This is a genomic window from Duganella sacchari (genome assembly GCF_900143065.1).
Lineage (GTDB): Bacteria > Pseudomonadota > Gammaproteobacteria > Burkholderiales > Burkholderiaceae_D > Rugamonas > Rugamonas sacchari.
Genome location: NZ_FRCX01000001.1, coordinates 535,589 through 562,405 on the forward strand (window position 1 = coordinate 535,589; position 26,817 = coordinate 562,405).

The following is a 26,817-nucleotide window of genomic DNA, read 5'->3' on the forward strand; positions in this document are numbered from 1 at the left end:
CTGCCGCGATTAAGCGTTGTGCAGATCGGTGTACGGCAGCAGGGCCAGGTAACGTGCGCGTTTGATCGCGGTGTCAACTTGACGCTGGTAGTGAGCTTTGGTGCCGGTCAGACGTGCTGGCATGATTTTGCCGTTTTCCTGGATGAAGTCTTTCAGGGTGTCTACGTCTTTGTAGTCCACTTGTTCTACGCCAGCGGCGGTGAAGCGGCAGAACTTCTTGCGCTTGAACAGTGGGTTTTGTTGCTTACGCTTTTCTTTCAGCTTGAGCTTGTTTTTGTCGAACTTTTTACCGAATGCCATTTTAGGCTCCTGTATTTAAATTGAGCTGTCAGGGACAGCACTAAAATCAATGATGTGAAACACCAGGCTTTTGCTATTGCGGCTTTTCTTGTTGAGGAAACCGGAAAACTGGTACAAGCCTCCCAGCGGCGTCTGACTGAAACGGCCTGAAATCTCGCCCGCAGCAACTGCGTGGACTTCAAACTCGGACAATCGGGCGATGCCCGCCTCCATCTGCTGCGACCGGTGCTGGAGTACAGCATTCACGATCGGCATGCCTGCCGGGGTGTAACGGATTGCATCCCGTTCGGCGATGAGGGCGATGAACTGGAGCTGGTTCAGCGCGGTTCCTTCTCAGAACAATTAAGCAGCTGGAGCAGCAGCGGCAGCTTCTGCGCGATGCGATTTCGCTGCATCTTCGCGTTGTACCGACTTCATCATCGGCGAAGGAGCGGTTTCCGCTTTCTTCATCTTGACGGTCAGGTGACGCAGAACGGCATCATTGAATTTGAATGCGGTTTCCAGCTCAACCAGGGTCTCGTTGTCTGCTTCGATGTTCAGGCAGATGTAGTGAGCTTTAGCCAGTTTCTGGATCGAGTAAGCCATTTGACGGCGGCCCCAATCTTCAACACGGTGAACGTTGCCGCCGCGGGTCGTTACGGTGGTTTTGTAACGCTCGATCATGGCGGGCACTTGCTCGCTCTGGTCCGGGTGGACGATAAATACGATTTCGTAGTGACGCATGTATAACTCCCTTAAGGACTTGATGATATAGCCCACCCTGGCGTCAAGACAGGTGTGGGAAGAGGTAAGCCCGCGACTATATCAGCTTTTCCAGCGGAACGCCAGCATGGCGTGGCAGCTGCTACAGTGGCACAATTGCCTTTACAACAGGATTGCCATGAAATCACTGCTTGCCCTGCCCCTGCTGGCCGCCCTCGCCTTGCCGGCCGGCGCAGCGCCGATCAGGACCAAGGCTTACAGCACGCCCCAGCTGCTGTTCGCGCTGCGCACCGACACGCAAACGCTGGCGCGCATGGTGCCGGTGCTCGACCCCAGCTTCGATTTCATGCCGGGTCCGCGCGAGGAGGAACGGCAAGCCGACGGCTACAGCCACCTGGGCGACCTGTCGCTGAAAACCCGCGTGGCCGGCGGCGACTGGCAAAGCTGGTCGTCCTACGCCGCCCGCAAACCGGTCAAGCCGGCACTCATCACGCGCACCCTGGCGGCGGCTGACATCACGCCCACCATGGGCGCCGGACTGCCGTTGAAGATCGAACGCCGCTGGCTGTACGAGCGCGGCGCGCTGGTGCTGCGTTTCACGCTGACCAACCGCAGCAAGCAGCCGGTCGAGGTGACCGAACCGGGCATGCCCATGGTGTTTGACGGCAGCATGGTGGCCGTGCGCCCGCGCGTCGGCGATAACAGCTCGGTGATGGTGACGCGCCAGGACCAGCAGCCGCCCGCGCTGCGCCTGGAGCCGGACGCCAAGACGCCGCTGACCCACTGGGCGTCGCTGACCGCAAGCGATCAGGAGTTTTCCGCCTGGGTCACGGACGGCTTCACACTGGCGCCCGGCGCGCAACGCTCCATCGGGGTCCGCTTCCTTGTACAGAAGTGAAGTTTTTTCACTTTATTTCGCTGAAAGCAAGAATTTCCCTTGCATTAGCAGCCATACTGTACAAAAATACAGACTGTCTATATAAACAGGCTACCGTACTCCATGCTTAAGCTCACCGCACGCCAGGAACAAATCCTGAATCTGATCAAGGACGCGATTGAAAACACCGGCTTCCCGCCGACCCGCGCCGAAATCGCCAATGAACTGGGCTTTAAATCCGCCAATGCCGCCGAGGAACATCTGCAGGCGCTGGCCCGCAAGGGCGCCATCGAAATCGCCGCCGGCACCTCGCGCGGCATCCGCCTGCTGGGTGTACACGCTGAAACGCCATCCTCAAAAGTGCCTGCTGCGCTCATGATGTCGCTGCCGTTGATCGGCCGCGTGGCCGCCGGCTCGCCTATCCTGGCGCAGGAAAACCTGGAAACCAGCTACAGCGTCGATCCCGCCATGTTTGCGGCGCGCCCGGACTACCTGCTGAAAGTGCGCGGCGAGTCGATGCGCGATGCCGGCATCATGGACGGCGATCTGCTGGCCGTGAAAAAAGTGGACAGCGCCAAGAATGGCCAGATCGTCGTGGCCCGCATTGGCAGCGAAGTCACCGTCAAGCGTTACCGCAAGACCGGCTCGACCATCGAGCTGCTGCCGGAAAACCCGGACTTCAACGTGATTACGGTCGATCCGGAAGCCGATGAGTTTGCACTGGAAGGTCTGGCAGTAGGCCTGATGCGGACCTGGCACTAAGCCATTCCCCCTGCGCCAGCAAGACCAGATCGGCTTGCTGGCGTGCCTCTTGTGCGATCTGCACAAATACCTGGTTCATCAATTGCTGCGCAGCCGCCATTTCGGCTTCATTCATGGCGTCGGCCACCTCGGCGGGAATGTTGCGCCCGACTGGCAGCGCAGCCTGGTAGTTGGCGGCAAAGCGGCCATAGCAGATCAGCCAGGCGCTGCGGTCAGCGCGCGTGAGCATGGCGCCCGGCTCGCCGCACTGAAAGCGCGACAGCGCGACGTCGGCGCCATCGTAGTGATGCATGTAGTAGTCAATCTCAGCGCGGTGATCGCCCGCCCGGGCCGTGGCAGCTGCCACGATCAGGCCGGTTGCGATCAGCGCCCTCATCGTCAGCAGCCTTCCAGCGCCGTGCAGAAGTCGTCCAGCAGATCGTCGGTATCCTCGATACCAACCGAGACGCGGATCAGCGATTCCGCAATCCCCATTGAGGCGCGGCGCTCGGCGCCCATCTCGTAAAAAATGGTGTGCGCCACCGGGATAATCAGCGTGCGGTTGTCGCCCAGGTTCGATGCCGGAATCGCCAGCTTCAGGCGGTTCAGGAAGTCGAAGCAGTCCAGGCCATCCTTGAGCTCAAAGCTCAGCAGCGAACCGTGCGCGCGGAACAGCTCGGCGCTGATGCCGTGCTGCGGGTGCGACTTTAGGCCCGGATAGTAGACTGCGGCAACGCGCTCATCCTTCTCCAGCATTTCCGCCAGCGCCAGCGCGTTGGTGGTGGTGCGCTGCATGCGCAAGGCCAGCGTTTCGGCGCCGACCGCAATATGGTGCGCGGCGTCCGGCGCCAGCGAGGAACCGAAGTCACGCAGTGCCTTGGCGCGGATCTGCGCCAGGCCCCACTGCAGCGGCGCAGCTTTCTTGTAGTTCTCGTAGATGTTCGGGAAGCGGGTCCAGTCGTAGGCGCCGGTATCGGTCAGGCTGCCGCCCAGCGCATTGCCGTGGCCGCCGATCGATTTGGTCAGCGCGTTGACCACCAGGCCCGCATGCACCGACTTCGGCTGGAACAGGTAAGGCGTGGTCATGGTGTTGTCCACCACGTACAGAATCCCGCGTGCCTTGCACAGTTCGCCGATGCGCTTGAGGTCCGCCACTTGCGTGCGCGGATTGGCGATGGTTTCCACGAACACCACGCGGGTGTTCTCGGTGATGGCCGCTTCCACATTGGCCACCTCGGTCGCATCCACGAAGGACACGCTGATGCCCTGGCTCATGGCGGTCTGCCACAGGCTGTTGGTGTTACCGAACAAGAAGGACGACGACACCACGTGATCGCCCGTGCGTAGCAGCGCCTGCACCACGGCGCCGATCGCGCCCATGCCGGTGGCGAAGCAGATCGTACCGACGCCCTGCTCCATCTTGTTGACCTTCTCTTCCAGCGCCGAGATGGTCGGGTTGCCCTGGCGGCCGTAGCGGAAGCCCGGCTCTTTGCCCTGGAACACCGACGCCAGCTGGCGCACATCGGCATAGCCGAAGGCCACCGAGGTGTGGATAGGCTTGTGCAGCGAACCGTGCTCGATGCCCTTCTGACGGTCGCCGTGCAGAATGGTGGTGGTGAAACCGTAGTTCTTCTTGTCGCCCATGGTTACGCTTCGGTCGCCGCCAGATTCAGGTTCAGCTGCGAACGGCCTGCGTCTTCCGGTACGGCGGCCTTGCTTGGATGATGACGCTCGTATTCCAGTTTATCCAGATACTCGCGCGTCACGTCGCCGGTCACATACACGCCGTCAAAGCACGAGGCCTCGAAATTGGTCAGCGCCGGATTGACGTCCGAGATGGCGCGCTTGAGTGCGTCCAGATCCTGGTACACCAGTGCGTCCGCAGTGATCTCGCGGCAGACTTCTTCCACGGTGCGGCCGTGGGCGATCAGTTCGTCGCGGGTTGGCATGTCGATGCCGTACACGTTCGGGTAGATCACTGGTGGCGCCGCCGAGGCGAAGATCACTTTCTTGGCGCCGGAATCGCGCGCCATCTGCACGATCTCGCGGCTGGTGGTGCCGCGCACGATGGAGTCATCCACCAGCAGCACGACCTTGTCCTTGAATTCGTCCGGAATCGCGTTCAGCTTCTGGCGCACGGATTTCTTACGCGCTGCCTGGCCCGGCATGATGAAGGTACGGCCAATGTAGCGGTTCTTGATGAAGCCTTCGCGGTATTCCTTCTTCAGCGCCAGCGCCAGCTGGATCGCGGCAGGACGCGAGGAATCCGGAATCGGCATCACCACATCGATATCCTCGGCCAGACCTTCGCGCTTGATTTTCTCGGCCAGGTATTCGCCCATTTTCAGGCGGGTGTTATAGACCGAAGCACCGTCGATGACCGAGTCAGGACGGGCCAGGTACACATACTCGAACACGCACGGATTCAGCGATGGATTGTCGGCGCACTGGCGCGAATGCAGCTGCTTGTCGTTGTCGATGAAGATGGCTTCGCCCGGCGCGATGTCGCGCACGAAACGGAAGCCCATGCCTTCCAGCGCCACCGACTCGGAAGCGATCAGGTATTCCACGCCGTCCGGGCTTTCATTGATGCCCAGGCACAGCGGACGGATGCCGAACGGATCGCGGAACGCCAGCAGGCCGACGCCGGCGATCTGCGCCACAGCAGCGTAGCCACCCCGCACACGGCGGTGCAGCACGGCCACGGCCTTGAAGATGGTGTCGGCGTCAATCGAGATGCCAACCGTGGCTTTCTCGATTTCGTGCGCCAGCACGTTCAGCAGCACTTCCGAATCGGAGTCGGTGTTGATGTGGCGACGGTCGTTCTTGAACATCTCGAGCTTGAGCTGTTCCCAGTTGGTCAGGTTGCCGTTGTGGGCCAGCGTGATGCCGAACGGCGCGTTGACGTAGAACGGCTGCGCTTCTTCCTCGCTCGACGAGCCGGCAGTTGGGTAGCGGCAGTGGCCGATACCGGAGTTGCCTTGCAGCGTACGCATATTACGGGTACGGAAAACGTCGCGCACCAGGCCGTTGGCCTTGTGCATGGCGAACATGCTGCTGTGATTGGTCGCGATACCTGCCGCATCCTGGCCGCGGTGCTGCAACAGCAGCAAGGCGTCATACAGCATTTGGTTGACAGGTTGATGGGAAACGACGCCGACAATGCCACACATGATGGTGCTCCTGGACTGGTACTACAGATTTAAAGAATTTTCAAAAATTCATATGCTGCGTCATCGCAGCGGGAAGATACGGCAGGACCATGCGCGCGCCGGTTTCGGCGTATGGACTCAAGACTGCATGCTTCCAAAAATCCTGCTTGGGCAATGAGGTCATCTCACACAAGATGACGGCTGCCAACACAATTACAAGCCCGCGCGCCGCACCGAACACCATACCCAGCGTACGGTCGATCAGGCTCAGGCCGCCTGCGTCGATCAAGGCGTCCAGCGCCAGCGACAACAGGCCCATTAAAATCCGGGCACCGATAAACAGTGCGAGAAAGGCAATGATGAGCCGCAGCACATCACCCGGCACCGCCGGTGGCAGCATCTGCGCCAGCGGCGCCGCATAGGCGTTGGCGGCAACAAACGCAATCACCCAGCTCAGCAGCGACAGCACTTCCTTCACCAGGCCGCGCACCACGCCAATGATGACCGACGCCGCCAGCACGAAGATCACCAGGTAATCAAAAATCGTCACGGCGCGGCGCTAGCTCAGACAGTTTCCAGGCGGCCGTTCAGGCCCATGCTGCTCAGCTTGGCTTTCACCTTTTCTGCTTCTTCCTTGCTGCTGAACGGGCCCACGCGCACACGGGTGATGTCGCCCGATGGCGTCTTTTGCGTGAAAGAGCTGATGCCGGCGCTTTTCAGTTTGGCGCGCAGTTCATCAACCTTGGCCTGGTCGCTCAGTGCCGCAACTTGCAGTACGAATTTTTCAGACGATGGTGCGGCCGCTGGCTTGCCTTCCAGGATGGCCAGTGCGCGTGCATCTTCAGTCTTGACCGGCGCTGCGGCTGGCTTTTCTGCCGCCTTGGCTTTGGCTTCGGCGAGTTTGCGTTCGGCGTCCTTTTCCGCCTTCAGTTTGGCTTCGGCTTTGGCGTCCGCCTCCTGGCGGGCTTTCAGTTCGCGCTCGGCTTTGGCATCTGCCAGCAGCTTGGCCTGAGCTTCCGCTTTGGCCTGCGCCTTGGCTTTGGCGTCGGCTTCCTGTTTGGTGGTATCGACGGCAGCCACGGCAGGGGCCGGGGCCGGGGCCGGCGTCGGAGCGGCAGCGGCGGCTGGTTTGGCGGCAGGCTTCACGTCCTCGACGATTTCTTCCTTGCTGTCCAGCGAGGCCGATGCCGCGACCGGCGCCGGTGCGGGCACGGCGTCTACCGTTTTCTCTTTGGACGGAATTTTGATATCGATGTCGGACGACAGCGGCTTGGGCTCGGAGTCGAGCACCATCGGCAGCACCACGGCAACCGTCAATGCCAGCGCAATCGCGCCAACCAGACGGCGGCGTGCGCGTTTCTTTTCCGGCAACACGGCGTCATCTTCTTCACGCTCGCGCGTGCGGCGCCTGGTGGCGCCACCGCCGTCGGCAGATGAGGCGCGCTTGGCGCGGGCACGCTCCGTTGCTGCGCGATCATCTGGGCTGGTGTAATAGCCGCTGTCTTGACCAGCGCCAGCTGAGTCTTGCTTGTTTTTACCGAGTTTCGAGAACAAGCCCATGCGTGATTTCAGTCCTGTGCGTTCAATGGAGTGAGGATTTTCGCGCCGCCATGACACCGGCGACGGTCAGGAAAGATCCAAAGACCACAATTCTATCATCCTCACCGGCTCGGCTGACGGCATTTGCGTATGCTGCGCCCGGATCATCGAACACATTGATGGTGCGTTCATCACGCTCAGGCTGCACGGCCAGCACCTTGGCGGCCAGTTCCGAGGCGGTCGCCGAGCGTGGCGATGGCAGCGTCGCCAGGCACCAGTGGTCCACGTGCTCGGACATGGCAGCGATCACGCCATCGATATCCTTGTCGTGCATGGAACCGAACACGGCGTAGGTGTAGCGGTGGAAACCCATATTGCCCAGGTTCTGGTTCAGCGCTGCGGCAGCGTGCGGGTTGTGCGCCACGTCGAGGATGGTGGTCGGGCGGCCAGGCAACACCTGGAAGCGGCCCGGCAATTCCACCGTCACCAGGCCGGTACGCACTTCCTGCGCGCCGACTGGCAGCTCCAGCTTCAACGCTTCCAGCGCAGCCAGTGCGGCGCAGGCGTTGAGGATCTGGTTGGCGCCACGCAGGCTCGGATAGGCCAGCGAATTGCGGCGCTGGCCGCGGCCGCCATAGCTCCACTGCTGCTTGTCGCCCGAGTAATTGAAATCGCGGCCCATGAGCCACAGGTCGGCGCCGATGGCTTCGGCATGGTCGATCAGCGATTGCGGCGGCACGGGGTCGGAGCAGATCGCGGTTTTACCGGCGCGGAAAATGCCGGCCTTCTCGAAGCCGATCTTCTCGCGGGTATCGCCCAGGTAGTCGGTGTGGTCGATGTCCACGCTGGTCACGATGGAAACGTCGGCATCGACGATGTTGACGGCGTCCAGGCGACCGCCCAGGCCCACTTCCAGGATCACCACATCCATGCCCGCTGCCGACAGCAGCTTCATGATGGCCAGCGTGGTGAACTCGAAATACGTCAGCGTGGTATCGCCGCGCGCGGCCTCGACCGCATTGAAGGCCGTTACCAGCGTGTCGTCGCTGGCCATGTCGCCATTCACGCGGGCACGCTCGTTAAAGTCGAGGAAGTGCGGCTTGATGTACAGGCCCACCTTGTAGCCGGCGCGCATCAGCACCGATTCCAGCATGGAGCAGGTCGACCCCTTGCCATTGGTGCCAGCCACCATGATGACGGGGCAGCTAAAGCTCAGCTGCAAGCGTTCCTTGACGGCGAGAACACGGTCCAGGCCCATGTTGATGACGGTTTCGGCGTGGCGCGATTCAAGCAGCGCAAGCCAGGCGGGCAAAGTAGTTGGGAGGTTCGACATGATGGTGACTCTGAAATGAAAACGGCGCGCAGGCCGGATGATATCCGATTGCGCGCCGTCGCGTGAGAGGGTTAGCCGTTTTTAGGCAAGCACTTCCACAGGTTGATTTTGCAGCAATGCCAGCAGGCGGGCGATTTCTTCGCGCATCTTGCGGCGGTCAACGATCATGTCGACAGCGCCCTTCTGCACCAGGAACTCGGCGCGCTGGAAGCCTTCCGGCAGCTTTTCACGCACGGTGTTCTCGATCACGCGCGGACCGGCGAAGCCGATCAGCGCTTTCGGTTCAGCGATCACGACGTCGCCCATGAACGCGAACGAGGCGGACACACCACCCATGGTCGGGTCGGTCAGCACGCTGATGAATGGCAGCTTCTTGTCCGACAGCTTGGTCAGCATGGCGGTGGTCTTGGCCATCTGCATCAGCGACAGCAGACCTTCTTGCATACGGGCGCCGCCAGTGGCGGTAATGCAAATGAACGGTACTTTCTGTTCCAGAGCGACCTGGGCGCCGCGCACGAAGCGCTCGCCCACCACGGAGCCCATGGAGCCGCCCATGAATTCGAATTCGAAGCACGCCACCACAGCCGGCAGGCTCATGATGGAGCCGCCCATGACGATCAGCGCATCGGTCTCGCCGGTGGCTTCCATCGCTTGCTTGAGGCGGTCTGGGTATTTTTTGCTGTCTTTGAACTTCAGCGTATCGACTGGCAGGGTATCCATGCCAATTTCATAACGGCCGCCGGCATCGAACAGGCTGTCGAGGCGCTCGCGGGCGCGGATGCGCATGTGGTGGTCGCATTTAGGGCAAACGTGCAGGTTCGACTCCAGGTCGGTGCGGTACAGCACGGCTTCGCACGACGGGCATTTGACCCACAGGCCTTCTGGCATGGTCTTGCGGGCGCCGGCGTCGGAACGCTGGATACGTGGGGGCAGCAGTTTTTCCAACCAACTCATAAATTCTCCTTGCAGCTATCTCGTGGGCCGAAGTGTAGCCGTTTCCCGCCGCCCTGTCGAACATTGCCTTACAATAATTTTGAGCATTCGTCATGACCAACCGGGGCGTTTAGAGGGAAACCACTACGCCGTCCGAGGGAGCGTGCCCTCAGCCTCCAGCGTTTTCCTGAGCTCTTCGCGTTCTTTCAGGGTCAGAATACCAAGGTTGGCTTTATAGCCAGATCCAGCCATGTGCCGTAGATACATGCCTATCATATCTTGCGCCGGCAAGCCGTACGGCCGACCCAGCGCTTCAAAATACTCGATGGAGCGGAAATCAAGCCTGAAAGTAATTTCCTCACTCAACTGCTCAAAATATGGATTCGGCATCCATCCGCCGTGCTGCTCCTCTTTACGCATTTTAGTCACCTCTAAAATATTCAATTTCCTCAATGGGCAAGACCTTAGGTGCCGAGATAATGCGCACCTTGCCATTCCGATAGCAATGACTGACCAGAAGCAAACGGTCCTGACTGCTGCGGCCAAGTTGAAGGAACCGATCTTCCAAATCAGAGTGACTCAGGTCGAAACGCAATCCGCCACGCGGGTCATCAAAGACCGTTGAAGCTTCTTCAAAGCTTACGCCATGAGTGCGCAAGTTGAGTCTAGCTTTACGGGGATCCCATTCGAAGCACACGACCGCTCCCTTTCAACATAGCGAGTACTTGACTATGTATCAAGGTGAGCAGTCGGGATTTGCGTGACGTCAGGCGTCGAGGGCGGTGCGGATGGTGGTGGTGAAGGCTTGAACGGCAGCGACGGCGTGGTCTTTGCCGGCGGTTTCAATTTCCTGGATGATGCGGCTGCCGATCACGACCGCATCGGCCACTTCGGCCACGGCGCGCGCGGTGGCGCCGTCGCGGATGCCAAAGCCAACGCCGATCGGCAGCTTCACATGCTTGCGGATCGCCTGCAGGCGGTTGGCCACGTCGACGGTGTCGATATTGCCCGCCCCCGTCACGCCCTTCAGCGAGACATAGTAGCTGAAGCCGCCCCCAACCTTGGCGACCTGCGCGATGCGCTGCTCGGTCGAGGTCGGCGCCAGCAGGAAGATCAGGTCAAGCTCGGCCGCACGCATGGCGGCGGCAAACGCCTCGCACTCTTCCGGCGGATAGTCGACCACGATGGCGCCATCCGCGCCCGCCGCCTTCGACTGCTCGATGAAGGCTTCCGGGCCGATACGTTCGATCGGATTGGCATAGCCCATCAGTACCACCGGCGTAATCTGGTTGGTCTTGCGGAACTCGGCCACGTAGCCAAACACGTGCTTGATGCCGACGCCATGGGCCAGCGCCCGCTCGCACGCGCGCTGGATCACCGGGCCTTCCGCCATCGGATCGGAAAACGGCACGCCCAGTTCCAGGATATCGGCGCCGCCAGCGACCAGTGCATGCATCAGCGGCACGGTCAGCTCAGGCGCAGGATCACCGGCCGTGATAAAGGTGACGAGCGCGGTTTTGTTTTGCGCTTTCAAGGCGCTGAAGGTTGCTGCGATTTTGGACATGTCGGTTTCCTTAGTTGAAGTTCAGACCCATACGCTCTGCGACCGTATGCATGTCCTTGTCACCCCGGCCCGACAGGTTGGCCAACACAATTTTATCCTTCGGCAGCGTGGCCGCCAGCTTGGCCGCGTAGGCCAGCGCGTGCGACGACTCCAGCGCAGGAATGATGCCCTCGATATGGCAGCAATCGTGGAAGGCTTGCAGCGCTTCTTCATCCGTGATCGAGACGTACTCGGCACGGCCACTATCCTTCAGGTAGGCGTGCTCCGGGCCGACACCCGGATAATCCAGGCCCGCCGAGACCGAATGCGTCTCGATGATCTGGCCATTTTCGTCCTGCAGCAGATAGGTGCGGTTGCCATGCAAAACACCCGGGTAGCCCTTGGTCAGCGACGCGGCATGCTTGTCGCCATCCAGCCCCTCGCCCGCCGCTTCCACACCAACCAGGCGCGTGCCGGTCTCGTCAATGTAGGGATAGAAAATGCCCATGGCGTTGGAACCGCCACCGATACAGGCCACCACGTAATCCGGCTGGCGGCCGGTCATTTCCGGCATCTGCACCAGGCACTCTTCACCGATCACCGACTGGAAGTCGCGCACCAGCATTGGGTAAGGATGCGGACCGGCCACCGTGCCGATGATGTAAAAGGTGTTTTCGATATTGGTCACCCAATCGCGCATCGCTTCGTTCAAAGCATCTTTCAGCGTCTTGGAACCGGACTCCACCGGCACCACCGTGGCGCCCAGCAGCTTCATGCGGTAGACGTTCTGCGCCTGGCGCTTGACGTCTTCGCTGCCCATGTAGACCACGCATTCCAGGCCAAAGCGCGCGCAGATGGTCGCGGTCGCGACGCCGTGCTGGCCAGCGCCCGTCTCGGCGATGATGCGCGGCTTGCCCATGCGCTTGGCCAGCAAGGCCTGGCCGATCACGTTGTTGATCTTGTGCGCGCCCGTATGGTTCAGGTCTTCGCGCTTGAAGTAAATCTGCGCGCCGCCGGCCAGCTCGGACCAGCGCTTGGCGTGATAAATCGGCGACGGCCGGCCGACGAAGTGCTTGAGCTCGTAACGGAACTCGTCAAGGAATTCGGGATCTTTGCTGTAGCGCGCATAAGCTTCGTTGAGCTCGGCCAGCGCGTACGTGAGGGTCTCGGCGACAAAGCTGCCGCCGTAAGGGCCAAAGTGACCTTTGGCGTCAGGTAATGCGTAATCTTTAGCGTGGAACAGCGCTTTCATGATGGGTTTCGCTTTCTAAAATGGTATCTCCTGCGCGCACCGCCGCGACAAAGTCGGCGATCTTGCGCGCATCCTTGATTCCCTTGGACGCTTCAACACCAGAGCTGATGTCTACCGCGTAGGGACGTACATCGACCACCGCGTCAGTCGCGTTGTGTACGCTCAAGCCACCACTTAAAACGACCCGAGGCGCGAGATCTTTTGGAACGAGAGACCAATCAAAACCCTTTCCTGCGCCACCGTAGGCGTCCACATAAGTATCCAGCAACAGGCTGGTAAAGAATGGACTGGCGGCGCGGTTTGCCTGCTCGTATTCTAGCAGTTCATCCGGGCGCGTGTCAGGTTTGACGCGGAACACCTTCATGAACTGTCGTCCGGCCGCCGCGCCAATGGCCGCAGCCTGCTCCACGGTTTCATCGCCGTGCAGTTGCAGCAAAGACAAGGGCGCGATGCGCACGGCAGCCGCCACTTCTTCCGGCGAGGCATTCACAAACAGGCCCACCGTGCTGATGAATGGCGGCACCACGCGCATCAGCTCGGCGGCGCGCTGTGGCGTCACATAGCGCGGGCTTTTGGGATAGAACACGAAACCGATCGCATCGGCGCCTGCGGCCACCACGGCCTGGATGTCTTCCTCACGGGTCAGGCCGCAGATTTTGATACGGGTGCGTGGCATCGTCTATCCTTTAGAACCAGGGCATCTGGCTCACCGCTTCCTGCGGCAGGCCCCATTTTTCATCGTAGTCAATTTTGGCCAGGTAGAGGCCGTCCGGCATGAAGGTCGGCGCGGCCACCTGGCGGTTTTTCGCGGCCAGCAGCTCGCCCATCCAGTGGACATCCTCACGCCCCTGGCCGATGTAGACCAGCGAGCCCACCAGGTTGCGCACCATGTGGTGCAGGAAGGCATTGGCTTTCAGCGTAAAGATGATCAGGTCGCCCTGGCGGCGGATCTGAATGTCGTGCATCAGCTTGACCGGCGACTTGGCCTGGCAGTACGCCGCGCGGAAGCTGGTGAAGTCATGCGTGCCGATCAGCGGCTTGACCGCCTCCTGCATGCGCTCCACATCCAGCGGGTGGTGGTAGAAACCGGCACGGCCATTGAGCAGCGCAGAGCGCACCTGGTGGTTGTGCAGGACGTAGTGATAGGTACGCGCCTGGGCGCTGAAGCGGGCATGGAAGAAGTTCTCGACGGCCGGGTCACCGTCCAGCACCTTGGCCCAGCGCACCCCGATTGACGGCGGCAGGAAGGCATTCACGCCGCGTACCCAGGCATGCGGCATGCGGTTCAAGTCGGTATCGAAATGCACCACCTGCTCGGCAGCGTGGACGCCGGCGTCCGTACGGCCGGCGCACGTGGTGGCCAGCGGCACTGTCGCGAACTCCAGCAGTGCCTGCTCCAGTTTATCTTGTACGGTGAGGCCGTGTTCCTGCTTCTGGTAGCCGTGCCAGGCCTGGCCGTCGTACTGGAGCCCTATTGCGATCCGTTTCACTACTGCCCAATCTTATAATGTCTGAGTCAGCCATTATATAACGGCACGCTTTCAGCCCAGCTTGGCCTTCATATCGTTGGCCTTGACCACCTGGTCGGGATTGCCGCCGCGCAGCACTTCATCGAGCAGCTCGCGCGCACCTTCCTTGTCGCCGATTTCCTGATAGGCGATGGCCAGGTCCAGCTTGGTATCCATTTCCATGTGATGGGCGGACAGCGGCTCGTTGTTGGCGGGGGCCGGTGCGGCGGGCGCTTCCAGCGCCGCAGCGGTATCGCCGCCCAGCGCGTCGCTGAGGTCCAGATCGATGCTGGACAGGTCAAAGTCCGGCGCCGCCGGGGCAGGCGCTGGCGTGATGTGCTCCACCTCGCCCGGCAGATCCAGCGCGGTGTCGAAGTCCATCGCCGGCGTGTCCACTTTAGGTGGCTCGGTGAAGGCAGGCACTTCCGGGATGTCAAAGCCGGCCAGGTCCAGATCCAGCGGATCGGATACTTCCGCAGGCTTGGCGGTTTCCACGGCCGGCCTTGCCGGCAGATCCAGGCCGAAATCCAGGTCCATATCATTGATCGGCGCCGGTGGGGCTGGCATTTCAATCGCAGGCGCGGGCGCTTCGACCGGTTCGAAGTTCAAACCGCCCAGGTCAAAGTCCATCAGGTTGTCCGACTCCGCCGCCACCGAGGCAGGCGATACCGAAGCATCGGCCGCCTGCGGCAGCGCGGTGTCCAGATCGGCGCCAAAGTCCAGCGGCTCCGCAGCTGGAGCTGGAGCAGCATCCTGGCTCAGGTCCAGATCCAGTGCCGACGGTGCAGCGGCTTCAGCTGGCGTGTAGGTATTGAAATCACTGCCGAAGTCCGACGCGGCGGCGGCCGCAGCAGCACCCGCCACGGCTGCCGTGGTGACCGGGGCCGTATCAAACGCCGTATTGCCGCCGTCTTTGCCCTCGGTGTAGAGAGGGTTGGCAGGATCCAGCGCCTGCCCCATGGCGGCGACCTGCGCCCACTCGTCGCCCTGGCCACGGGTCAGCGAGTATAGTTCGGAGGCCTGGGTTTCAAACGCGCGCGCGTCCTTGCGGGCGACGTAGATTTCCAGCAGTTTCAGGCGCACAGCATGGCGCTCCGGATGGGTGCGCAGTGCTTCTTTGAGAATTTCTTCCGCCTGCGCATCGCGGCCGTAGGCGATGTAGACGTCGGCTTCCGCCACAGGATCCACCTCATTGGTGTCCAGCTGGCTGGCCGATGGTGCGAAATTGGAATTGAATACGCTGTTGTTGGTGTCCACGCTCTGGCCACCGGCATCAGCGATCAGCGGCTGTGGTGGCGGCAACGCGGTATCGCCGAGAATCGACGCCTCATCAGGCGGCACGATGAATTTCTTGCGACGGCGCGATGCCATGATACCCACCGCGCCCAGCAGCAAGGCCGCAGCGGCCGCGCCCACGTAGTTGATGTTGTCCATCAGGACTTCAAAGAAGCTCGGCTCGGCCAGTTTCTTCGGCGGCAGCACCAGCGTGCGCTTGGGCTTGTGTTCGGCAGGCGGCGCTTCCGCCGCCATCGAAGCCGAAGCTGATGCCGATGCCGAAGCTGGCGGCGGCTTGACCTCGGTAGCGGCCTTGTTCTTGACGGTCATCAGCTTCTCAAGGTCGCTGACGTTCTTTTCCAGCTCCTTGACGCGGGCGGCCGCTTCATCCACCTGCTTCTGCTTGGCGATCTTGTCCTCTTCCGCTGCCTGGCCGGTCTTGCCTTGCTGAGGCGCGGCGGTGGTGGCCTTGGACAGCGTCAGCTTGTCCTTGGCGGTGTTGGCGGCATTCGGCTTCTCTTCTACCTTGGCGGTAATTTTGCCTGAGACGTTCTGCGACGCATCCGCTTCCTTGGCCGGCGTGCTGGCAGCGACCTGGCCGGCCAGCTTGGCGCGGTAGGCGTTGAAATCGGTAGCATGCGCGACGACCACGCCGCGCGCTTCGTCACCGCCCACAGCGCGGATGGCGTCAGCGTCCGGCACGGCAAGGATCTGGCCCGATTTCAGGCGGTTCATATTGTTGCCGCTGAAGGCTTCCGGATTGGCGCGGTACAGCGCCACCAGCATCATGTCCAGCGACACATCGACCGGCTTGACCTGGTTGGCGATGCGGGTCAGATTATCGCCCTGCTTGACGGTGTACTCGCTAGCCGCCTGCTTGACCGGCGCCGCTGGCTTGCGTGATGGCGCGGCAGCCGGCGCTTGTGCCTGTGGCGCTGCCGGGTTTGCAGCCGATGCTCCAGCAGCGGGCGCTGCGGCACGGTTGGCGACATCGACCGGCGCCGTCACTTGTGGCGCTTGCGTGGCGCGCAGGTCTGGCGGGTCCAGCAGGAAGGTGTATTCGCGGACCATGCGGCCGCCGTTCCAGTTCAGTTCCAGCAGCATGTCAACGAACGGTTCGTTGATCGGCTGGCTGGAGCTGACTTTGATGACCTGTTTGCCGTTGCGCGGCTCGACTTCAAAACGCAGCGACATCAGCGCCGGGTTGAAATCGATATTGGCCGAGCGGAAGGCATCGGCCGGCGCCAGCCTGGCGACCAGCGCGCTGGCTTCCTCCGGGGTCACTGCAGTCAGTTCGATTTCCGCCCGCAGTGGCTGGCCCAGCGACGACAGGACAGTCAGCTTGCCCAGTCCCGCCGCATTTGCTGACGCGGCCAACAACACGGCGCTGGCAACCGCGCTGGTGAGTGTCTTCAGCGCGAACGAAACAATGGGGCGATTTTGTACAGGCATAGTGGGTGTTTTTATGATTGTCAGAGAGAAAATGTTACTTTCCCGGATATACCAACATAACATCATGCTTAGGAGCATGCAAGCTTTGCACCACTGTAAACCAACAAAAGGGGTTTCCCCTATGAGAACACATAGGAAAAACCCCTTCTCTTACCACGATGGAGCAGCCTGAACGGCCGTGCCACGTTTTGCGGGTTTACTGGTCCAGCACGATGCGCAGCATGCGGCGCAGCGGTTCGGCCGCGCCCCACAGCAGCTGGTCGCCCACCGTGAACGCCGACAGGTAATCCGGACCCATGCTCATCTTGCGCAGACGGCCCACCGGGATCGTCAGGCTGCCGGTCACGGCCGCTGGCGACAGATCCTTGACCGATGCTTCACGCGTATTCGGCACCACTTTCGACCATTGATTGGCCGATGCAATGATGTCGGTGATTTCATCCAGCGGCACATCCTTGGTCAGCTTGATGGTCAGCGCTTGCGAGTGGCAGCGCATGGCGCCGATACGCACGCACAGGCCATCGACCGGAATCGATTTCGAGCCGAAGTCGGCGCCCAGGCCCAGGATCTTGTTGGTCTCGGCGCCAGCTTTCCACTCTTCCTTCGACTGGCCATTGCCCAGATCCTTGTCGATCCAGGGGATCAGGTTGCCAGCCAGCGGCGCGCCGAACTGCTTGATCTCTTCCGCCGACAGGCCATGCTGGGTCGCCAGCACCTGACGGTCGATTTCCAGGATGGCTGAAGCAGGATCGTCCAGCAGCGGCTTGACGGCGCCGTTGATGGTGCCGAACTGGGTCAGCAGTTCCCGCATATGCTGCGCGCCGCCGCCCGAAGCTGCCTGGTAGGTCATCGAGGTCATCCACTCGACCAGGCCTTGCTGGAACAGGCCGCCCAGGCCGATCAGCATGCACGACACGGTGCAGTTACCACCGATGAAGTTCTTCACGCCCTTGCCCAGCGCGTCCTTGATGACGTGCATATTGACCGGATCCAGCACGATGACCGCGTCTTTTTCCATGCGCAGCGTCGACGCCGCATCGATCCAGTAGCCGTTCCAGCCGGCCGCGCGCAGTTTCGGGAACACTTCGGTGGTGTAGTCGCCGCCCTGGCACGAAATGATGATTTCGCATTTCTTGAGTTCGTCGATATCGGTGGCGCTTTTCAGCTTGGTTTCATTCTTGGCCATGGCTGGCGCATTGCCGCCCGGATTAGAAGTGGTGAAGAACACTGGTTCGATGTGAGCGAAATCGCCCTCTTCCTGCATGCGTTGCATCAGGACCGACCCCACCATGCCGCGCCAACCTACCAGACCTACGAGTTTCATTTTTCTTCCTTTGTGTGTAATGCGTTACAGTGCCGCGACGACCGCGTTGCCCATCTCTTCGGTACCGACCTTGGTGGTGCCCGCTTCATAGATGTCGGCGGTGCGCAGGCCTTGGGCCAGCACTTTCTTGACGGCGCTTTCGATGCGGTCGGCCTGCTCAACCTTGTTCAGCGAGAAGCGCAGCATCATGGCGGCCGACAGGATGGTGGCCAGCGGATTGGCGATGCCTTTGCCGGCGATGTCCGGCGCCGAGCCGTGCGATGGTTCGTACAGGCCCTTGTTGTTGGCATCCAGCGATGCCGATGGCAGCATGCCGATCGAACCGGTCAGCATGGCCGCCGCGTCCGACAGGATGTCGCCAAACATATTGCCGGTGACGATGACGTCAAACTTCTTCGGCGCGCGCACCAGCTGCATCGCGGCGTTATCCACGTACATATGGTCCAGCGCCACGTCCGGGTATTCCTTGTGGACGTCGGTGACGATGTCTTTCCAGAACTGGAAGGTCTCCAGCACATTGGCCTTGTCCACCGAGGTCAGGCGCTTGCCGCGTTTTTGCGCTGCCTGGAACGCCACGTGGGCGATGCGGCGGATTTCGCCTTCCGCATAGCGCATGGTGTCGAAGCCTTCGCGCTGGCCCTTGAACGGACCGTCGGGGCACTCGCGCACGCCGCGCGGCTGGCCGAAGTAAATATCGCCGGTCAGTTCGCGCACGATCAGGATGTCCAGGCCCGACACCACTTCCGGCTTCAGCGTCGAGGCGCCCGCCAGTTCCGGGTACAGGATGGCCGGACGCAGATTGCCGAACAGGCCCAGGTTCTTGCGCAGGCCCAGGATCGCCTGCTCAGGACGCAGCGGACGATCCAGCGTGTCGTACTTCCAGTCGCCGACGGCGCCAAACAGCACGGCGTCCGCGTCCTTGGCCAGCTTGAGCGTGGCGTCCGGCAGCGGATGGCCGCTGGCTTCGTAGCCAGCGCCGCCGACCGGGGCGGTTTCCATCTCAAATTTTTCGCCCAGCGCGTTCAGTACCTTGACCGCTTGGGTGACGATTTCCGGACCGATGCCATCGCCCGGGAGGATTGCAATTTTCATGAGTTGTTTTCTTTAGATGACGTTAGCCAACCAGGGTTGGTTTGCCAGATGGCGCTCTTCGAATCCACGGATGGTGTCGGCGTGGCGCAGCGTCAGGCCGATATCGTCAAGCCCGTTCATCAGGCAGTATTTGCGGAAGGCGTCGATCTCGAATGGGTAGGAGAGACTGCCGTTGCTGGTGGAAATGCGCTGCTGCTCAAGATCCACCACCAGCTTGTATCCGGGGAAGGCCTTGACTTCATTGAACAGATGATCGATCTGCGCTTCAGTTAATACGATGGGCAGCAAGCCGCTCTTGAAACAGTTGTTGAAGAAGATGTCGGCAAACGATGGCGCAACGATGGCGCGGAAGCCGTACTGGTCCAGTGCCCAGGGCGCATGCTCGCGCGAGGAGCCGCAGCCGAAGTTCTTGCGGGTCAGCAGGATCGAGGCGCCCTGATAGCGCGGCTCGTTCAGCACGAAGTCTGGATTCAGTGGACGATTGCTGTTGTCCATGCCCGGTTCGCCGTGATCGAGATAGCGCCACTCGTCAAACAGGTTGGGGCCAAAGCCGGTGCGGTGGATGGACTTCAGGAACTGCTTCGGGATGATGGCGTCGGTGTCGACATTCGCGCGATCCAGCGGCGCAACCAAACCTTCGTAAATGGTAAATTTTTCCATGATCGTATTTTGTGGACGGGCGCCTGGCCCGCCGGTTCTTTAATGGCCTGAGGCGCCCTGCACTGCCTGCCCCGCTTTTTGGATGTCCTTGCCCATGCCGGAAATGGTGTTGCAGCCGGTCAGGATGAAGGTAGCGATAATGGTCAGTGCGAAGATCTTTTTCATGATGTTTTCCTAGTTTCAGTGCGGCGCCTCAGCCGCTTTTAAAATTCAGTGCAGTGTGCGGACGTCGACGAAGTGGCCGGCGATCCCGGCTGCCGCTGCCATGGCCGGCGACACCAGATGGGTGCGGCCGCCCTGGCCTTGACGGCCTTCGAAGTTACGGTTGGAGGTCGACGCGCAGCGCTCGCCCGGTTCCAGACGGTCGGCGTTCATGGCCAGGCACATCGAGCAGCCCGGCTCGCGCCATTCGAAGCCGGCGGCCTTGAAGATCTGGTCCAGCCCTTCGCGTTCCGCCTGCTCTTTGACCAGGCCCGAGCCCGGGACCACCAGCGCCAGCTTGACGTTGGAGGCGCGCTGCTTGCCACGCACCACGGCGGCGGCGGCACGCAAGTCTTCAATGCGCGAGTTGGTGCAGGAACCGATGAACACCTTGTCGATGCGGATGTCTTCGATGGCGGTGTTGGGCTTCAGGTCCATATACACCAGTGCCTTCTCGATGGCGCTGCGCTTGACGCTGTCTTTTTCGTGGTCCGGGTCCGGCACGCGGCCGTCGACCGGCAGCACCATTTCAGGCGACGTGCCCCAGGTGACCTGCGGCTTGATGTCGGCAGCGTTGAGCGTGACGACGAGGTCGAACTTGGCGCCCGCGTCGGTGTGCAGCGTGCGCCAGTAGTTGACGGCCAGATCCCAGTGCGGACCGGCCGGCGAGAACGGACGGCCTTTGACGTAGTTGATGGTGGTGTCGTCGACGCCGATGATGCCGGCGCGGGCGCCCGCTTCAATCGCCATATTGCAGACCGTCATACGGCCTTCCATCGACAGCGCACGGATGGCCGAACCGCCGAATTCAATACAGTAGCCGGTGCCGCCTGCGGTGCCGATCCTGCCGATGATGGCCAGCACGATGTCTTTCGCGGTGACGCCGTCCGGCAGCACGCCGTCAACCTGCACCAGCATGGCCTTGGATTTCTTTTGCAGCAGGGTCTGGGTCGCCAGCACATGCTCCACTTCCGAGGTGCCGATGCCATGCGCCAACGCGCCAAACGCGCCGTGGGTCGAAGTGTGCGAGTCGCCGCAGACCACGGTCATGCCCGGCAAGGTCGCGCCCTGCTCAGGGCCGATCACATGGACGATCCCCTGGCGCTTGTCGTTCATGTTGAAATAGGTCAGGCCGTAGGACTTGGCGTTCTTGTCCAGCGTTTCAACCTGCAGGCGCGAAACCGGATCGGCAATGCCTTCGGCGCGCGAGGTGGTTGGCACGTTGTGGTCGGCCACCGCCAGGTTGGCGGACAGCCGCCATGGCTGGCGATTGGCGGCGCGCAGGCCGTCAAATGCCTGCGGGCTGGTCACTTCATGCACCAGGTGGCGATCAATGTAGAGGATGGTCGTGCCGTCTTCTTCGGTACGGACCACGTGGGATTCCCAGAGTTTGTCGTAAAGCGTCTTCATGATGTTTTTTACGTACTGCTACTATTATCCAACTTGATTATGCCATATTGTGCAATGCAATAGCAGCCACCGCGGTCCAGCCTCATGAGCCCGACGCCTTCTGCATACCGATTCACTTGGTATGACCCCTTGTTCTTTACTGCGAAAAAAAAGCCTGCGTGAACGCAGGCTTTTTGGTCTTCTGACCCGAGTCTACCGACTCAGGCCGCCATGCGTACACTACCTCGACAACCGTCCATTAGGAACGATAGGCCTACCACTAGCACCAGCTCGCCCTCTGCAGAGCGCGCCGTGCCGGTAATGCCCTCGACGGTAATCGCGGTCATCGGTTTAATCACCAGGTCAGCAGTGCCATCCACCGCTTCCACGGCCAGGATGTACGGCTGTGGTGCCGAGACAACAATGCCCACCTTCTCGCGGCAGCTCTCGTAGCCCAGCGAATCGGCCAGCGAACGCACTGGCAGCGGACGGCCCTGATCTTTCAGCACCGGTGCGCCGCCAACTTCCATGAACACTTCCGGCAGCTCGACCACGCGCTGTACCACGGCCATCGGCAGCGCCAGTGCAGCGCCCGAGGTCGAGACCAGCATGGTCGGCACGATCGACAGCTCGATCGGCAGGCGGATGGAGAACTTGGTGCCCTTGCCCAGCTCGGACTCGATCTGGATGGCGCCACGGTTTTTCTCCACGGCGGTCTTCACCACGTCCATGCCGACACCGCGGCCGGACACGCTGGACGCCACTTCCTTGGTCGAGAACCCTGGCAAGAATACCAGCTGCAGGCAGTCGTCGGTGGATAACTGCGCCGATTCGGAGATCAGGCCTTTCTGCAGCGCCTTCGCGCGCAGCTTGACCGGGTCCATGCCCTTGCCGTCATCCTGCAGCACGATCATGACGCTGTTGGCTTCCTGCCATGCCTTGAGCTGGATGAAGGACTTGATCGGCTTGCCGGCAATCGCGCGCTCTTCCGGCGTTTCGACGCCGTGGTCCAGCGAATTGCGCAGCATGTGCACCAGCGGATCGTACAGCGAATCGACCACCACGCGGTCGACTTCGGTCTCCGCACCTTCGATGTTCAGATCGACTTCCTTGCCCAGATCCTTGGCCAGTTCGCGCACCAGGCGTGGGAACTTCTGGAACAGGCGGCCAACTGGCTGCATGCGGGTCGCCAGCGTGGCGCGTTGCAGTTCGGTCGAGTAGCGCGAGGCGCGTTCCAGCGTTTCCGCCAGCGTCGACATCAGCGTCTGCGCCTGGCCTTCAAACTTGAACTGCATCAGGCGTTCCAGCAGCACGGCAGCCTGGTTGGCGGCCTGCACGGATTCGCCCGCCACTTCCAGCAGCGCATCGAGCTTGACGGCGTCGATACGGATCGATTCTTCCTTGGCGGGTGCGGATTGTGGACGTTCTTCCCTTTTCTCGGCCACTTCGCGCTTGGCAGACGGCGCTACTTTGACTTCCGCAGCGACGGCGGCAATCTCGGCCGAGCTCGGCGCAACCGTTGCCGGTGCAGCGGCGGCGACCTGTGCCGGCGCAGCGGCAACCGGTGCTGGCGCGGAACGGGTATAGCTGCCCGCCGGCATCACGACTTCGTACATGCCTTCCCAGTCCAGGCCATCCGGCGAGGAAACGGCGGCCGGCGTTGCCGCAGCAGCTGGCGCCGGCGCCGGTGCAGCAGCTGCCGGGGCCGGCGCTGGTGCGGCGGCCTTGGCTGGCGCGGTGTCGGTCTTGCCGGCGATGGCGTCGTTGAGCAGGGTTTCCAGGTCTTTCGGCAGCGCGGGCAGGCTGTCCGGCTCGGCGCCGTTGTTCAGTTCAGCCAGCTGGTCGGCGACAAAGCCCGATGCTTGCAGCGCGGCCTCGATCGACAGCGGCGTCACCGGTGCGGCTCCGGTGCGCAGCGCATCAAACAGGTTTTCGGTCAGGTGACAAGCCGTCACCATCGCTGGCAGGCCCATGAAACCGGCGCCGCCCTTGATGGTGTGGAACGAACGGAACACTGCATTGAGTGTCTCTTTATTGTCCGGGTCACGTTCGAGCCGCAGCAGATGCTCTTCTACATTGACCGCCAGATCCATCGCCTCGACGACGAAATCCCTCAGCATATCGTCCATTAGAACCCCAGATCGGCAAGAAGGTCGTCAACACTATCCTGGCTCAGCGCAACGGTCGGCGCCGAGGGGCCCTGCATCAGAGATACTTCTTTTTGCGCAATTTTTTCCTTGACGCTAGGCGGCGCATTGTCTTTCAGCAGCTGCGCCAGTTCGGATTCCACCGTTTTGGTGATGTGCACCACTTTCTTGATCAGCTGGCCCGTGATGTCCTGGAAGTCCTGCGCCATCATGATGTCCAGCAGGCGGGCTTTTTCCGCTTCCGTGGCCGCCGAGACGGCCACCGCGAACTTTTGCGAATCGCCGGCCAGCTGCTTGAACTGTTCCAGGCTCAGCTTGCCGGCGAACAGGTCGGCCCAGCGGTTTTCCATGTCTTTGGATTGTTTCGACAGCACGTCCTGTTCCGGCATGCCTTCGTCCAGGGTGTTGAGCACCTTGTTGGCGGCCTGTTCGGTCAGCGAGGCCACGTATTCGAGGCGGTCCTGGGCGTCGCTGATCTGGGTGGCGGCTTCGGTCAGCGCCTTGTCGTAGCCCAGTTCACGCAACGAATCGTGCAGCAGGCGCACAATCCCGCCCAGACGTTCGAACATCTGGCCCTTGTCGACATTGCCATCCTCTTCCTCGCCACCGGCTTCGGCGGCAGCGGCGGGCGCCGGCGCAGGCTCGGCGGCGGCCGCATCGGGCGGGCGGGCCGCAGCGACTTCTTCAAACAGACTTTCCAGATCATCTTCCGCAGCGGCGGCCGGCGCGGGTGCTGGCGCTGGAGCGGGCGCAGCTGCTTTGCTCTGAGCGGACACTTCTTCAAATAATGCGTCGAAATCGTCAGCGGCGTTAGTCATAATCCCTGCTTCTCCATATTTGGTAAATTTGCTGCCCTAAACTAGCTGTATTTGGAGATACTAACATTGGATAGAACAAGGAAGTAAGCCGCGCGACACAAAAGTAGTGCTTTGGTGCAAAAAAATCCTGTAAAAAGGATAAAAGCCCACACCTGTGTCCCCAGCTAAAGCGCTTTTATTTGATAAACATCAAGTCTTTCCATAGTATCAATAATGTAAATCGGGACTACAATAAAGTAGTGCGTTGATTCAGCAAGGAGGTCCATCATGTACCGCAAAATCCTGATCACCACCGACGGTTCGGCCGTCTCCAGCAAGACCGCCTGCGCCGGCGTGCAGTTTGCCGAACAGCTGGGCGCGGAAGTGCTGGTACTGTTTGTGGCGCCCGAGTACCAATACCCGATTTACGTGGAAATCATTCCGCCCAGCTACCCCAGCGAAGACGAATACCGCGCCGCCATGCAGCGCGCGGGCCGCGAGCACACGCAGGATGTGGTCGATTCCTGCGCCAAACGGGGCGTGCGCTGCGAAGCCATGGCCGCGTTCCACGAAAGCGCCGCGGCGAAAATCGTCGATGTCGCGCAACAGCACGGCTGCGACCTGATTTTCATGGGCTCGCATGGCCGCAGCGGCTGGGGCCAGCTCTTGCTGGGCAGCGTGACCAACAAGGTGTTGCAGCATTCCAGGATACCGGTGCTGGTACACCGGCTGATTAAGGAGCCCGGTAGCAAATAGCCGGTGCGGGGCCGCCTTTTATAGTAAGCTTGCAAGCTTGTTTTAATCATAATAACTATTCACTTTAAACGGCCCCTACATGATTCGGATAGTCATTGCAGACGACCACACCATCATGCGCGAGGGTCTCAAGCGCATCCTCGACGGCGCGCCGGATATCGACATCGTCGGTGAGGCCATCGATGGCTTTGAGGTACTGGGCCACGTGCGTCAGGGCGGCTTCGACCTGCTGCTGCTGGACTTGTCCATGCCCGGCCGCAGCGGCGTCGACCTGATCCGCCAGATCAAGGCCGAGGCGCCCAAGCTGGCCATCCTGATCCTCACCATGCACGAAGAGGAACAATATGCGGTGCGCGCAATCCGCGCCGGCGCCCAGGGCTATCTGACCAAGGAAAGCGCCGGCACCCAGCTGGTGGGCGCGATCCGCAAGGTGGCTTCCGGCCGGCCCTACATCAGCACTGAGGTGGCCGAGCAACTGGCGCTCAACATCATGATGCCGCACGAATCGCTGTTGCATAAACAGCTCTCGGACCGCGAATTCGAAGTATTTTCGCTGCTGGTGGCCGGCCGCTCGATCACCGAAATCGCCAACAGCCTGCACCTGAGCGTTAAAACCGTCAGCACCCACAAGACCCGCATCATGCAGAAGATGGGCATGGCCTCGCTGTCGGAGATGGTGCAGTACGCCGTCGCCCATCGCCTGCTGTCGCCGTTCAAGACCTGATTTCACGCTGCCGAGTAGGAATGCTCCTACAAAGCAGGGCCGAGCTCCTACGGTCAGATTCAGCCATTGCTGATATCTAAGCTACGCCTGTGTTGGCATACTGAAACCATACCGCACAGCACCCTAGCCCACAGGAGAACCTACCATGCTGTCTACGCAAACGTCTGATATACGCCCAGCCGCGACGACGCTGCAATCGTCGTCGATGGAAGCTGGCCGCCAGCGTCAGGGACGGCTCTGGTCCAATCTCAAGGAAGTGTGCGACATCCTGCACATTCCCTCAGCCAACTCCATGGCCACCGAAGAACTGCTGTTCCAGCACGTGCAGTTCAAAACCGGGCAACGCATCCACACCATCGGCCAGACCTTCGACACGCTCTACATCGTCAACTCCGGCTTCCTCAAAACCGTCCTCATCGATGAATACGGCAACGAACAGGTGCTGAGCTTTCCCATGAAAGGCGACCTGCTGGGCGTGGACGGCATCCACGCCCGCCAGTACTCGTCCGAAGCGGTGGCGCTGTCCGATTGCGACCTGATCCTGCTGCCGTTCAAAAAGCTGACCGCGCTGGGGCGCGTGCACCTGGAGCTGGAAAACATGATGTACGGTGTCATGAGCCGCGAACTGGTGCGCGAGCAAGCCATGATCGGCATGCTGGGCGCGTTGAGCGCCGAAGCGCGCGTGGCCCGCTTCCTGGTCGCGCTGGCCGACCGCTTCGCCCAGATGGGCTACTCGAGCAAGCTGTTCAACCTGCGCATGACACGCCATGAAATCGGCAGCTACCTGGGCCTGACGCTGGAAACCGTGAGCCGCACGCTATCGGCCTTCAATGAAATCGGCCTGATTAGCGTCGACCAGCGCACCATCGGCATCAAAGACCCGGAAGCCCTCAAGACTTTGCGCCGCCTGCCCCCCTCGCGCTCCCGCGGCAAGCCCGCCGCGCGCGGCAAGAACGGCGAAACCGTACCGTCCGGCCAGTTGCTGGCGGCTTTGTAGCACCCTGCAGTACTTCGCAACAAACCTCCCGTTTTACCCAGCCTTGGGCCCGGTCGCTGACCGGGCCCTTTTTTTAACGATTTTATAACTCAAAGCACAGAAAAAGGCTTGCATTCCGTCCCG

Annotated in this window: 29 protein-coding genes; 5 read left to right on the plus strand and 24 right to left on the minus strand. The window is 61.2% G+C overall.

Features of this window, described 5'->3' with window-relative positions:
- Positions 1 to 9: 9 nt before the first annotated feature.
- Genes rpsR through rpsF form a run of 3 tightly spaced genes read right to left on the minus strand, consistent with a single transcriptional unit; the run spans position 10 to position 1,023 of the window.
- Positions 10 to 300, minus strand: coding sequence for a 30S ribosomal protein S18 (rpsR, locus tag BUA36_RS02495; RefSeq protein WP_072781043.1), 291 nt, complete (start codon positions 298 to 300; stop codon positions 10 to 12).
- Between the two features lie 15 nt (positions 301 to 315).
- Positions 316 to 621 (minus strand): primosomal replication protein N, encoded by a 306-nt coding sequence (gene priB, locus BUA36_RS02500; RefSeq protein WP_072781045.1) that lies wholly within the window; start codon positions 619 to 621, stop codon positions 316 to 318.
- 21 nt (positions 622 to 642) lie between these two features.
- Positions 643 to 1,023 carry a 30S ribosomal protein S6 gene (gene rpsF / locus BUA36_RS02505; protein ID WP_072781047.1) on the minus strand — a complete coding sequence of 127 codons (381 nt, stop codon included), beginning with the start codon at positions 1,021 to 1,023 and terminating at the stop codon, positions 643 to 645.
- 157 nt (positions 1,024 to 1,180) lie between these two features.
- On the opposite strand from rpsF, the gene BUA36_RS02510 reads away from it, so the two are divergent.
- Positions 1,181 to 1,900 (plus strand): DUF5695 domain-containing protein, encoded by a 720-nt coding sequence (locus tag BUA36_RS02510; RefSeq protein ID WP_072781049.1) that lies wholly within the window; start codon positions 1,181 to 1,183, stop codon positions 1,898 to 1,900.
- A 102-nt stretch (positions 1,901 to 2,002) separates the two neighbouring features.
- Positions 2,003 to 2,641, plus strand: coding sequence for a transcriptional repressor LexA (lexA, locus tag BUA36_RS02515; protein ID WP_072781051.1), 639 nt, complete (start codon positions 2,003 to 2,005; stop codon positions 2,639 to 2,641).
- On the opposite strand, the gene BUA36_RS02520 is transcribed toward lexA, so the two are convergent.
- From BUA36_RS02520 to BUA36_RS02620, 21 genes are all read right to left on the minus strand, one after another.
- Positions 2,568 to 3,017, minus strand: a complete 450-nt coding sequence (locus tag BUA36_RS02520) for a hypothetical protein (RefSeq protein ID WP_072781053.1) — start codon at positions 3,015 to 3,017, stop codon at positions 2,568 to 2,570. The genes lexA and BUA36_RS02520 overlap by 74 nt on opposite strands.
- Before the next feature lie 2 nt (positions 3,018 to 3,019).
- Positions 3,020 to 4,264: a cystathionine gamma-synthase family protein gene (locus tag BUA36_RS02525; RefSeq protein ID WP_072781055.1), complete on the minus strand. Its 1,245-nt coding sequence runs from the start codon at positions 4,262 to 4,264 to the stop codon at positions 3,020 to 3,022.
- A 2-nt stretch (positions 4,265 to 4,266) separates the two neighbouring features.
- The gene (gene purF / locus BUA36_RS02530) at positions 4,267 to 5,793 is read right to left on the minus strand and encodes an amidophosphoribosyltransferase (protein ID WP_072781057.1); all 1,527 of its coding nucleotides are present in this window, start codon (positions 5,791 to 5,793) and stop codon (positions 4,267 to 4,269) included.
- Between the two features lie 40 nt (positions 5,794 to 5,833).
- On the minus strand, positions 5,834 to 6,322 hold the full coding sequence (locus BUA36_RS02535; RefSeq protein ID WP_072781059.1) for a CvpA family protein: 489 nt from the start codon (positions 6,320 to 6,322) through the stop codon (positions 5,834 to 5,836).
- 14 nt (positions 6,323 to 6,336) lie between these two features.
- Entirely contained in the window at positions 6,337 to 7,332 is a 996-nt protein-coding gene (locus tag BUA36_RS02540; RefSeq protein ID WP_072781061.1) for an SPOR domain-containing protein, read from the minus strand.
- Between the two features lie 22 nt (positions 7,333 to 7,354).
- Positions 7,355 to 8,644: a bifunctional tetrahydrofolate synthase/dihydrofolate synthase gene (gene folC / locus BUA36_RS02545; RefSeq protein ID WP_072781062.1), complete on the minus strand. Its 1,290-nt coding sequence runs from the start codon at positions 8,642 to 8,644 to the stop codon at positions 7,355 to 7,357.
- 81 nt (positions 8,645 to 8,725) lie between these two features.
- The gene (gene accD / locus BUA36_RS02550) at positions 8,726 to 9,598 is read right to left on the minus strand and encodes an acetyl-CoA carboxylase, carboxyltransferase subunit beta (RefSeq protein WP_072781064.1); all 873 of its coding nucleotides are present in this window, start codon (positions 9,596 to 9,598) and stop codon (positions 8,726 to 8,728) included.
- Positions 9,599 to 9,721: 123 nt separating this feature from the next.
- The gene (locus BUA36_RS02555; protein ID WP_072781066.1) at positions 9,722 to 9,997 is read right to left on the minus strand and encodes a hypothetical protein; all 276 of its coding nucleotides are present in this window, start codon (positions 9,995 to 9,997) and stop codon (positions 9,722 to 9,724) included.
- Position 9,998: 1 nt separating this feature from the next.
- Positions 9,999 to 10,274 (minus strand): BrnT family toxin, encoded by a 276-nt coding sequence (locus BUA36_RS02560; RefSeq protein WP_072781067.1) that lies wholly within the window; start codon positions 10,272 to 10,274, stop codon positions 9,999 to 10,001.
- Between the two features lie 69 nt (positions 10,275 to 10,343).
- Positions 10,344 to 11,141, minus strand: a complete 798-nt coding sequence (gene trpA, locus BUA36_RS02565; protein ID WP_072781069.1) for a tryptophan synthase subunit alpha — start codon at positions 11,139 to 11,141, stop codon at positions 10,344 to 10,346.
- Positions 11,142 to 11,151: 10 nt separating this feature from the next.
- Positions 11,152 to 12,372 carry a tryptophan synthase subunit beta gene (gene trpB, locus BUA36_RS02570; protein ID WP_072781070.1) on the minus strand — a complete coding sequence of 407 codons (1,221 nt, stop codon included), beginning with the start codon at positions 12,370 to 12,372 and terminating at the stop codon, positions 11,152 to 11,154.
- A complete protein-coding gene (locus BUA36_RS02575; protein WP_072781072.1) occupies positions 12,350 to 13,048 on the minus strand; it encodes a phosphoribosylanthranilate isomerase in 699 nt (232 codons plus the stop codon). The genes trpB and BUA36_RS02575 overlap by 23 nt, the downstream gene beginning before the upstream one ends.
- Before the next feature lie 10 nt (positions 13,049 to 13,058).
- Positions 13,059 to 13,862 (minus strand): tRNA pseudouridine(38-40) synthase TruA, encoded by an 804-nt coding sequence (gene truA, locus BUA36_RS02580; RefSeq protein WP_072781073.1) that lies wholly within the window; start codon positions 13,860 to 13,862, stop codon positions 13,059 to 13,061.
- A gap of 51 nt (positions 13,863 to 13,913) precedes the next feature.
- A complete protein-coding gene (locus tag BUA36_RS02585; protein WP_072781075.1) occupies positions 13,914 to 16,607 on the minus strand; it encodes a motility hub landmark protein FimV in 2,694 nt (897 codons plus the stop codon).
- Between the two features lie 196 nt (positions 16,608 to 16,803).
- Positions 16,804 to 17,931 (minus strand): aspartate-semialdehyde dehydrogenase, encoded by a 1,128-nt coding sequence (asd, locus tag BUA36_RS02590; protein ID WP_072781076.1) that lies wholly within the window; start codon positions 17,929 to 17,931, stop codon positions 16,804 to 16,806.
- Positions 17,932 to 17,955: 24 nt separating this feature from the next.
- Positions 17,956 to 19,023, minus strand: coding sequence for a 3-isopropylmalate dehydrogenase (leuB, locus tag BUA36_RS02595; protein WP_072781078.1), 1,068 nt, complete (start codon positions 19,021 to 19,023; stop codon positions 17,956 to 17,958).
- Positions 19,024 to 19,035: 12 nt separating this feature from the next.
- Positions 19,036 to 19,683 carry a 3-isopropylmalate dehydratase small subunit gene (gene leuD, locus BUA36_RS02600; protein WP_072781079.1) on the minus strand — a complete coding sequence of 216 codons (648 nt, stop codon included), beginning with the start codon at positions 19,681 to 19,683 and terminating at the stop codon, positions 19,036 to 19,038.
- 39 nt (positions 19,684 to 19,722) lie between these two features.
- Entirely contained in the window at positions 19,723 to 19,848 is a 126-nt protein-coding gene (locus BUA36_RS02605; protein WP_072781081.1) for an entericidin A/B family lipoprotein, read from the minus strand.
- A gap of 45 nt (positions 19,849 to 19,893) precedes the next feature.
- Complete coding sequence (leuC, locus tag BUA36_RS02610) at positions 19,894 to 21,297, minus strand: 3-isopropylmalate dehydratase large subunit (protein WP_072781082.1); 1,404 nt, start codon at positions 21,295 to 21,297, stop codon at positions 19,894 to 19,896.
- A gap of 197 nt (positions 21,298 to 21,494) precedes the next feature.
- On the minus strand, positions 21,495 to 23,402 hold the full coding sequence (locus BUA36_RS02615) for a chemotaxis protein CheA (RefSeq protein ID WP_072781084.1): 1,908 nt from the start codon (positions 23,400 to 23,402) through the stop codon (positions 21,495 to 21,497).
- Entirely contained in the window at positions 23,402 to 24,238 is an 837-nt protein-coding gene (locus tag BUA36_RS02620; protein ID WP_072781086.1) for a protein phosphatase CheZ, read from the minus strand. Before BUA36_RS02620 ends, BUA36_RS02615 begins: the two co-directional genes overlap by 1 nt.
- 267 nt (positions 24,239 to 24,505) lie before the next feature.
- On the opposite strand from BUA36_RS02620, the gene BUA36_RS02625 reads away from it, so the two are divergent.
- The 3 genes from BUA36_RS02625 to BUA36_RS02635 all read left to right on the plus strand — a co-directional run bounded on the left by BUA36_RS02625 (position 24,506) and on the right by BUA36_RS02635 (position 26,694).
- Complete coding sequence (locus BUA36_RS02625; protein ID WP_072781088.1) at positions 24,506 to 24,973, plus strand: universal stress protein; 468 nt, start codon at positions 24,506 to 24,508, stop codon at positions 24,971 to 24,973.
- A 79-nt stretch (positions 24,974 to 25,052) separates the two neighbouring features.
- Complete coding sequence (locus BUA36_RS02630; protein ID WP_072781089.1) at positions 25,053 to 25,697, plus strand: response regulator; 645 nt, start codon at positions 25,053 to 25,055, stop codon at positions 25,695 to 25,697.
- Between the two features lie 205 nt (positions 25,698 to 25,902).
- Positions 25,903 to 26,694, plus strand: a complete 792-nt coding sequence (locus BUA36_RS02635) for a Crp/Fnr family transcriptional regulator (RefSeq protein ID WP_072781552.1) — start codon at positions 25,903 to 25,905, stop codon at positions 26,692 to 26,694.
- Positions 26,695 to 26,817: the final 123 nt, after the last annotated feature.